Genomic DNA, 8,088 nt, shown 5'->3' on the forward strand with positions numbered 1-8,088 from the left:
ACCTATTTCAGGACTAGACATGCCGAAAACTATTCGGCGATCTGCAGCTTGCGTGCTTCGGTGTACACGTAACGCACTTTCTCGTACTCGAACGGCGAATTCATCTGGCCGTAGCGGAAGCTGGTCTGATAGCGCTTGTCGACTGCGCGCAACGCCCAGACTTCCGGATGGTTGGAGCTGACTTCCGAGACATTGAGGAAGTTGATTGCCGATTCGGCGGTGTAGTCCACGGCCAGGCCGGCGGTGTCGCGGATGTTCGACGGGCCGAAGATCGGCAAGACGAAGTAAGCGCCACCGGGTACACCGTAGAAGCCCAGGGTCTGGCCGAAGTCTTCGCTCTGGCGCGGCAGGCCCATCGCCGTGGCCGGATCCCACAAACCGGCGATGCCGATGGTGGTGTTGAGCAGCAGGCGCGCGGTGGTTTCCATCGAGCGCTGACCCTTGAACTGCAACAGGCTGTTGACCAGGTTGGGCACATCGCCGAGGTTATTGAAGAAGTTGCTCACACCGGTGCGCAGGAAGCTTGGCGTGATGTAGCGATAGCCATCGACCACCGGCAGGAACACCCATTGGTCGAAGCGGTAGTTGAAGTGGTAAACCCGACGGTTCCACGATTCCAGCGGGTCGTAGACGTTCAGCGCGTTGAGCGTCGAGCGCTCGAATTCGCGCTGATCCAGCCCCGGGTTGAATTTGAGTTTGGACAGCGGCTCTTTGAAGCCGTCACTGTCGACCACCACCGGCGCGTTGGCTTTACTGTTGTCGGCCTGGGCCACGCCTGCGCAGAGGAGCGCTGCCATCAGCAGGAGATATTTAGCCACGGAAAAACTCCAGCATAGCGTCGCTGTTGACGCGGTAGTTAAGGTTGCCGCAGTGGCCGCCCAGTGGGTAAACGGTCAGGCGATTACCGAAGGTCTTGCGCAGGAAACCGAGGTCGCCCGGGCCGAGGATGACGTCGTCGGCGTTGTGCATCACGGCGATTTTCGGGCTGTCGTGCAGGTAATCCTTGAGTGCATACAGGCTGACCTGATCGATCAGTTGCAGCAGGCTGCCGCCGTCGGTGCGCGCGCGCCACATCGGAATCACTTGATCGGTCAGGTAGCAGTCGAAGTCGCACTGCAGCGCACGCTTGAGGAACGGCGTGAGGCTGGTGCCTTCGGTGATCGGAAATTTCGGTGGCGTGATCAGGCCGCGACGGTTGATCAAGTCGGAGGTGAACGCGATGTCGGCCGCCGAGAAGCGGAACGAGGTGCCGATCAGCATCGCCATCTGTTCGTTGGTCAGATGTTGCTTGGACTGTTGGAAGTCATAGAGCAGCGCATCATTGAGGTCGATGTAGCCTTTCTGCTGGAAGTAACGGGTCAACTTGCTCAACACCAACTCATAGAAGGTGGTGCTGTTGTTGATGCCTTTAACTTCGGTTTGCACCAACTTGTCGAGGTTGGTCACCGAGGTGTAGAGGTTCACCGGCGGGTTGAGCAGCAGGACTTTCTTGAAGTTGAAGCTGCGACGGGTCTCGTCCAGGTGCGCAACGAAGGCGGCATCCAGCGCGCCGAGGCTGTACCCGGTCAGGTAGTACTCGGTCACCGGCACTTTCGGATTCTGCGCGCGCACGGCTTGCATCACCCGGTACATGTCTTCGGCGTCTTCCTTGGTCACGCCCGGAGTGGCAAAGCGCGAGGCGGCGCTGATGAAGTCGAAACTGGTCGGCGACGACAACTGCACGACGTGGTAGCCGGCCTTGTAGTAGAGCTTTTTCAGGTATTCGTTGAGCGTGCTGTCATAGCGCGCGCCAGTGCCGGCGATCAGGAAGATCAGCGGTGCCGGTTTGTCCTGAGTGGCGATCCGGTAGGTGAGTTTCTTCACTGCCCAGAAATTGTCCGGCAGGATGAACTCGCGCTCCGGGCGCAACGTCAGGCTGCGATCCGACTGGTTGATGTCGTCGTCCAGCGGCAATTCCGGGCGCAAGTCCGGCGGGGTCGTGGCGATGGTCGCCTCGAACGGGTTGGTCAGGGGATAGCCATAACTGGCGGCATCGATGTCCACCGCCAGTGCGGACGCACTCAAAATAAGGCCGCTGAACAGCGCGGCGAAGCGCAAGGAACGGAGCATGACTAGATCCCTTAGAGGAAGGTGCCGAATGAAGTTCGCAGGCTATGACCACCGGGTTTGCGCCAAAGTGCCATGCATCGGCACCAAACAGGCAGAATTCGGAGTAATAGTAGCTGGACGATACACTTTGCACCGCATCAATGAACAGTTAAGTGTTGTTAGCGCTTGCACACCGCTGGCGGCAGATTAAGCTGGCCGCCGATTTCCCATGTTTGGAGTGCTTCATGTCCCGCCGCTTGCCCGTGATTCTGCTGCTCGTTCTGTTGCCGTTGTGGCTGGCTGCCAGTTATGCCGCGCGGTATGGCTTTATGGAGGACGGCAAGTGGGTGGGCATTTGCGTGGATGAGGCCAGCCGCTGGGAATGCCAGTTGCGTTCCAACCTTGGGCTGATGATTCACTTCAAAGTGCTGGGCTGGACGGCGCTCGGTGCGGCGCTGATCGGTTTTGTCGTGCCCGGGCGGGCAGGCTGGTGGCTGGCGGTGCTGGCGCTGGTGTTCGGGGTGCCGGCGCTGGCGTTGTACAACACCACTTTAGCGGTGTTTGCGTTGGTGATTGCCGGGCTGCGCCTGGTGCGTAAGTCCCCCAGCGCCTGACAGTCAGTCATCGCTGGCAAGCCAGCTCCCACAGGTTTTTGGGTCGTACACATATGTTGTGCTCAACCAATATTCTGTGGGAGCTGGCTTGCCAGCGATGAGGGCTTCGAAGGCGCTGAAAATCAGATCTGGCGAACGCGCAGGCAGCGCCAAAGGGCTGCGACCATCAACACGCTGACCAACGCCCAGCCCCACGCCTGCTGATTCTGCAAACCTTCCTGATACAGCTGCGGCGCAATCCCCGCACCGACAATAAAGGTCAGCAGCGCGATCTCCCGACGCGGCACGCTCACCGGGCGGCACAGGTAAACCAGCGCCGGCAGCACAAACGCCATGCTCGCAAAGCTGCGATAACGCGGGTCAAAAACCATCTCGAGCATCATCACGGCAGCGGCAAAACCTGCCGCCGCGACCAGCCAGCCTGCACGTCGCTCGAGCACATTGAACGCACGCTCACGCCAGCCCGTGCGTGCGCTCAGCGTCAGTGCGGCATGCGCCAATACCAGCAGATTCAACGCCGTCAGCAAGCCGACCCACAACCATTCGCTGGCAAACCGTGTAGTCACCCGCGCCAGATCACCCCAGGCGCCAATCGAGCAAGCGGCGAGGGCGCCCAACAGCGGCAACACCAGTGCCGAACGCGTGGTGCGAACGCGCCCGCCAAGGATCAGCGTGCCAAGGAAAATCAAACCACCGACCGCCAGCCATTCTTTCCAGAACGGCACATTGGTCACGGGGCCGGCGAGCACGCCCTTGTCCTGACGATCCGCATCGAACAGTCCCCAGTAGCCACCGACCGCGCCTTCACTCGCCCGTTTCCAGGGCTGATCAAAGGCTTCGATCAGGTTGTAATGCCAGCCTTCCTTCTCGGCCATGGCGACAAAACCACGAATGAATTTCGCCTCGTTGACCCGGCTCGGCAGGGCGGTTTCACGCTGGCGGCCTTCGCTCGGCCAGCCGGTCTCGCCGATCATCACGTCTTTGGGGGCGAATTTGTTGCCGAAGACCTGACGCACCTCTGCCACGTGGTGCAGGGCGGCATCGATGTTCGAGGGATCATCTTCCCAATACGGCAGCAAATGAATGGTCAGGAAATCCACTGCCGGCGCGACTTCCGGATGCTTGAGCCAGAACTCCCAGACATCGGCGTAGGTGACCGGTTGCTTGATCTGGCTCTTGACCTTGGTGATCAGTCGGACCAGTTGCGCGCCGGTGACTTCCTTGCGCAGCAACGCTTCGTTGCCGACGATCACCGCGCTGACCACGTCCGGGTTGGCGTTGGCCGATTTGATCAGCAGCTCGACTTCCTTCTCCGTATCGACCGGGTTGCTGTTGATCCAGGCGCCGATCATCAACTTTAGTCCGTGTTTGCGCGCCAGATCCGGCAGCGCTTCAAGGCCGGTCATTGAATAGGTGCGGATGCATTCAAAGCGGGTCGCCAATAACGCGAGGTCGGCGTCCATGCGCTCGGGGCGCAGTTTGAACGGTACGTCGAACGGCGATTGGTCTTTATCGAACGGCGTATAGGACGCGCATTGCAGCTTGTGCGTCGGCGTCGCGGCGTCCGGCAGGATCACCGGTTTACCGAGGCCGTACCAGAAGCCGCCGAGGGCAAACAGGCCCAGCAGGCAGGCAAATAAATAAGCAGGGAAGGGGAAGCGGGACGTCGCGGACATGGTCGGGCCGAGTGGCTGCAAAGCGACGCATGTTACCTGCATTTATCCGGGGTTGGTGGCTCGCATCATTTGCACATGCAAAGTTCGGGCGGATTGTCTGGCGCCAATTATTCGCAGGCGATTAATGGCCTTCTGATGTCGTTTCTCGTTGTCTTGAGGTCGCTGACAGAGCAGGTCGCGAGCGTCGTCAGGTTGATGATCGAAAGCGTCAGCACTCCACTGATGGTCCAGCGAGTTTGCGGTCAGGCGTGATGGGGGCGCTGTGCACCATAACAATACGTTGACGCCGCCCGTCATCCGTCGGGCGCAGCATTTCGGGGAAGTAACGATGAAGATGCGACGACTTTTAGGCGCAGGTGCCGCACTGGCGCTTGCGATGGGCGCAACACTGGCCAGCGCGGAAACCAAGACCTTGAACATCGGTTACGTTGACGGCTGGTCCGACAGCGTTGCGACCACCCACGTAGCGGCCGAAGTGATCAAGCAGAAACTCGGCTATGACGTGAAGCTGCAAGCCGTCGCCACCGGGATCATGTGGCAAGGGGTTGCCACCGGTAAACTCGACGCCATGCTCTCGGCCTGGCTGCCCGTCACCCATGGCGAATACTGGACGAAAAACAAGGATCAGGTCGTCGATTACGGCCCGAACTTCAAGGATGCAAAAATCGGCCTGATCGTGCCGGAGTACGTCAAAGCCAAGTCGATCGAAGACCTGAAAACCGATGACACCTTCAAGAATCGTATCGTCGGTATCGATGCCGGTTCAGGCGTGATGCTCAAGACCGATCAGGCGATCAAGGATTACGGCCTCGACAAATACAACCTCAAAGCCAGTTCCGGCGCCGGCATGATCGCCGAGCTGACCCGTGCCGAGAAGAAAAACGAATCCATTGCCGTCACCGGTTGGGTGCCGCACTGGATGTTCGCCAAGTGGAAACTGCGCTTCCTCGACGACCCGAAAGGCGTGTACGGCGCGGCTGAAACCGTGAACAGCATCGGCAGCAAAGAGCTCGATGCCAAGGCACCGGAAGTGGCCAAGTTCCTGAAAAACTTCCAGTGGGCGTCGAAAGACGAGATCGGCGAAGTGATGCTGGCGATTCAGGACGGTGCCAAACCTGAAGCAGCGGCGAAAGATTGGGTCGCCAAGCACCCGGATCGCGTGGCTGACTGGACCAAATAACCACAAATAGCTTCGGATCAACGCAAACCCTGTGGGAGCGGGCTTGCCCGCGATAGCGGTCGGTCAGTTGACTAATCAGTTGACTGACACGACGCCATCGCTGGCAAGCCAGCTCCCACAGGTTTTTGTGTGTGCTGAAAAATGGCGAATACGTCATGGCGTTCTACTACTAAGGTCGTCTGTTACCGCTCTCGCAGCCGCATACATTAGCTATGTTCCAACAATAATTTGTGCTGCGAGGATAAAAACAATGAACGACAGCATTTACCTCTCGATTCAAAACAGTCCCCGATTCAAGGAGCTGGTTCAGAAAAGAGAACGATTCGCCTGGATTCTCTCGGCAATCATGCTCGGGCTTTACTCTGGCTTCATCCTTTTGATCGCTTACGGGCCGCACATACTGGGAGCGAAACTCAGTCCTGAGTCTTCGATTACCTGGGGTATTCCGATCGGTGTCGGGCTGATTCTTTCGGCATTCATCCTCACCGGGATCTACGTGCGCCGCGCCAATGGCGAGTTTGACGACCTGAACAATGCGATTCTCAAGGAGGCTCAGCAATGATCCGGCGTCTACTGGCTCTATTGAGTGTTGCGGCTTTCGCGCCGAGTGTCTGGGCGGCTGACGCGTTGACGGGGGAGGTGGCCAAACAGCCGCTGAACATCCCTGCGATCCTGATGTTCGTGGCCTTCGTTGGCGCGACGTTGTACATCACCTACTGGGCCTCGAAGAAAAACAACTCGGCGGCCGACTACTATGCAGCGGGCGGCAAGATCACCGGTTTCCAGAATGGTCTGGCGATTGCCGGTGACTACATGTCGGCGGCGTCCTTCCTGGGGATTTCCGCGCTGGTGTTCACCTCCGGCTACGATGGCCTGATCTACTCGATCGGCTTCCTGGTGGGCTGGCCGATCATTCTGTTCCTGATCGCCGAGCGTCTGCGTAACCTGGGTAAATACACCTTTGCCGACGTGGCGTCCTACCGCCTCGGGCAAACTCAGATCCGCACCCTGTCTGCCTGTGGTTCGCTGGTGGTGGTGGCGTTCTACCTGATCGCGCAAATGGTCGGTGCCGGCAAGTTGATCCAGCTGCTGTTCGGTCTGGACTACCACGTCGCGGTGATTCTGGTCGGCATCCTGATGTGCATGTACGTGCTGTTCGGCGGCATGCTGGCAACCACTTGGGTGCAAATCATCAAGGCGGTGCTGTTGCTGTCCGGTGCCTCGTTCATGGCGCTGATGGTGATGAAGCACGTCAACTTCGACTTCAACATGCTGTTCTCCGAGGCGATCAAGGTTCACCCGAAAGGTGAAGCGATCATGAGCCCGGGCGGTCTGGTGAAAGATCCGATTTCGGCGTTCTCGCTGGGTCTGGCGCTGATGTTCGGTACGGCTGGCCTGCCACACATTCTGATGCGCTTCTTCACCGTGAGTGACGCAAAAGAAGCTCGCAAGAGCGTTCTGTACGCAACCGGTTTCATTGGCTACTTCTACATTCTGACTTTCATCATCGGCTTCGGCGCGATCCTGCTGGTCAGCACTAACCCGGCCTTCAAAGATGCTGCTGGCGCGCTGTTGGGCGGCAACAACATGGCGGCGGTGCATCTGGCCAATGCGGTTGGTGGCAGTATCTTCCTCGGCTTTATCTCGGCGGTGGCGTTCGCGACCATTCTGGCGGTTGTTGCAGGCCTGACGCTGGCCGGTGCTTCGGCGGTGTCTCACGACCTGTATGCCAGTGTGATCAAGAAGGGCAAGGCGAACGAGAAGGACGAGATTCGTGTCTCGAAGATCACCACCATTGCCTTGGCGGTGCTGGCGATTGGCTTGGGCATCCTCTTCGAAAGCCAGAACATTGCGTTCATGGTGGGCCTGGCGTTCTCGATTGCGGCGAGCTGTAACTTCCCGGTGCTGCTGCTTTCGATGTACTGGAAGAAGCTGACCACACGCGGTGCGATGATTGGCGGCTGGTTGGGGTTGATCAGTGCTGTAGGCCTGATGATTCTTGGCCCAACCATCTGGGTGCAGATTCTGCATCATGAGAAGGCGATCTTCCCTTACGAGTATCCGGCGCTGTTTTCGATGATTATTGCCTTTGTCGGGATCTGGTTCTTCTCGATTACTGACAAGTCGGCGGCTGCGGATAAGGAGCGCGCGCTGTTCTTCCCGCAGTTTGTGCGTTCGCAGACTGGGTTGGGGGCGAGTGGGGCGGTTTCGCATTGATGGTTTGATGGTTTTGTAATGTTGTGCTGAATGCCCCGGTTGAGAGATCGGGGCATTTTTTGTGGGCGGTTATCGCGCAGGCCGTGTTTTTCGTGCGGTTCGTGTACATATCCGTTGCTGCGGTTAGGGCTGCTTAGGGTTCCGCCCTTACGGCGGGTCACCTTTTCCAAACGCCGAAAAGGTAACCCAAAAGGCTTGCTCCTTCGTGCGTCCCGCTCGCTGGGGCTCGGGGTTCCTTCGCTCCGGGATCGATCCGGGCGCAGCGCCTACGGTTTGCTTCGCTGCACCTCCTCTCGCTGTGTTTGGCTGCGCC

Annotated in this window: 7 protein-coding genes; 4 read left to right on the forward strand and 3 right to left on the reverse strand. The window is 58.7% G+C overall.

Annotated features, from left to right (window positions below):
• Positions 1–29: 29 nt before the first annotated feature.
• Both PMI37_RS27120 and PMI37_RS27125 read right to left on the reverse strand, forming a co-directional pair.
• Positions 30–818 carry an MlaA family lipoprotein gene (locus PMI37_RS27120; protein ID WP_008087290.1) on the reverse strand — a complete coding sequence of 263 codons (789 nt, stop codon included), beginning with the start codon at positions 816–818 and terminating at the stop codon, positions 30–32.
• Positions 811–2,109 (reverse strand): hypothetical protein, encoded by a 1,299-nt coding sequence (locus PMI37_RS27125; RefSeq protein WP_008087292.1) that lies wholly within the window; start codon positions 2,107–2,109, stop codon positions 811–813. Before PMI37_RS27125 ends, PMI37_RS27120 begins: the two co-directional genes overlap by 8 nt.
• Positions 2,110–2,333: 224 nt before the next feature.
• On the opposite strand from PMI37_RS27125, the gene PMI37_RS27130 reads away from it, so the two are divergent.
• Positions 2,334–2,702 carry a hypothetical protein gene (locus PMI37_RS27130; RefSeq protein WP_008087294.1) on the forward strand — a complete coding sequence of 123 codons (369 nt, stop codon included), beginning with the start codon at positions 2,334–2,336 and terminating at the stop codon, positions 2,700–2,702.
• 122 nt (positions 2,703–2,824) lie between these two features.
• Here PMI37_RS27130 and PMI37_RS27135 read toward each other — a convergent pair whose 3' ends face one another.
• Entirely contained in the window at positions 2,825–4,420 is a 1,596-nt protein-coding gene (locus PMI37_RS27135; protein WP_045123310.1) for a glycoside hydrolase family 17 protein, read from the reverse strand.
• 286 nt (positions 4,421–4,706) lie between these two features.
• On the opposite strand from PMI37_RS27135, the gene PMI37_RS27140 reads away from it, so the two are divergent.
• The 3 genes from PMI37_RS27140 to PMI37_RS27150 all read left to right on the forward strand — a co-directional run bounded on the left by PMI37_RS27140 (position 4,707) and on the right by PMI37_RS27150 (position 7,775).
• A complete protein-coding gene (locus tag PMI37_RS27140; protein WP_008087297.1) occupies positions 4,707–5,558 on the forward strand; it encodes a glycine betaine ABC transporter substrate-binding protein in 852 nt (283 codons plus the stop codon).
• Positions 5,559–5,808: 250 nt separating this feature from the next.
• On the forward strand, positions 5,809–6,120 hold the full coding sequence (locus PMI37_RS27145) for a DUF485 domain-containing protein (RefSeq protein ID WP_008087300.1): 312 nt from the start codon (positions 5,809–5,811) through the stop codon (positions 6,118–6,120).
• The gene (locus tag PMI37_RS27150) at positions 6,117–7,775 is read left to right on the forward strand and encodes a cation acetate symporter (protein ID WP_008087301.1); all 1,659 of its coding nucleotides are present in this window, start codon (positions 6,117–6,119) and stop codon (positions 7,773–7,775) included. The genes PMI37_RS27145 and PMI37_RS27150 overlap by 4 nt, the downstream gene beginning before the upstream one ends.
• Positions 7,776–8,088 lie beyond the last annotated feature (313 nt).

The sequence above is a fragment of the Pseudomonas sp. GM80 genome, assembly GCF_000282515.1.
GTDB lineage: Bacteria > Pseudomonadota > Gammaproteobacteria > Pseudomonadales > Pseudomonadaceae > Aquipseudomonas.